The 853-nt window shown below is 57.3% G+C and carries 1 protein-coding gene and 1 pseudogene; both read left to right on the top strand.

Features of this window, described 5'->3' with window-relative positions; genetic code table 11:
- Positions 1 to 63 precede the first annotated feature (63 nt).
- Positions 64 to 378 (top strand): annotated as a pseudogene (locus tag B2G71_RS24710) (transposase); the annotation flags it as partial.
- Positions 379 to 383: 5 nt separating this feature from the next.
- The coding region (locus B2G71_RS24705) for an IS5 family transposase (RefSeq protein ID WP_080604449.1) at positions 384 to 853 on the top strand (470 nt) is incomplete at its 3' end.

Raw genomic sequence — 853 nt, 5'->3', positions numbered from 1 at the left:
CTAGGTTTCGTGGACAAAGGTTGACAGCAGGATCGGGCGTTGATTCAAGGCTGCCTTTTGGAGGTGGCGTTGGGCGAGCGTATTGGGCTGACGGAGGACGAGTGGGGGATCATCGGCACATTACTGCCATCTGAGCGTGGTCGTGGCTGTCGTCCAGCACAGGACAACCGGCTGTATTTCGAAGGCATGATGTGGATCGCCCGCACAGGTTCGCAATGGCGCCACTTGCCGGATGAATATGGCAAGTGGAACAGCGTTTTCCGCCGCTACCGGCGCTGGGTTACGACCGGGGTGTTCGAGGCGATGCTCGAGACACTGGGCGAAATGGTGGCTCGTGATGCCACTGCGGACATGATCGACAGCACCGTGGTCCGAGCACATCATTGTGCCGTCGGCATAAAAAAGGGACTCAGGAAACCGAGGCGCTTGGCCGATCGCGAGGCGGATTCAGCACAAAGCTCCACGCCCGCTGCGATGCCAAAGGCCGACCGCTCGGCTTTGTCCTGACCCCGGGCCAGAGCCACGATATCCAAGGCTTTGGCCCGCTGTTCCGTTTGATTGCTCATAAGATCGAGGCATTGTTGGCGGACAAGGGCTACGATGCAGATGCCATCCGCGAGGAATTGGCCAATGCTGACGTTGAGGCTGTCATTCCCGCCAAAAGCAATCGGCGCGATCCAATCCCACACGATCGCGAAAAATACCGTTGGCGCAATCTTGTCGAACGCCTCTTCAACAAACTCAAGAACTGGCGGCGTATCGCAACTCGATACGACAAAACCAAAGAGTCCTACCTCGGCTTCGTCAATCTCGTCTCAGCCCTGCAATGGATACCCTTTGTCCACGAAACCTA

Origin of the sequence: Novosphingobium sp. PC22D (assembly GCF_002556635.1) — a bacterium.
In the GTDB taxonomy this organism is placed as follows: domain Bacteria; phylum Pseudomonadota; class Alphaproteobacteria; order Sphingomonadales; family Sphingomonadaceae; genus Novosphingobium.
The sequence above is the reverse complement of the archived record's forward strand: the minus strand, read 5'-3'. Positions and strand labels throughout refer to the sequence as shown.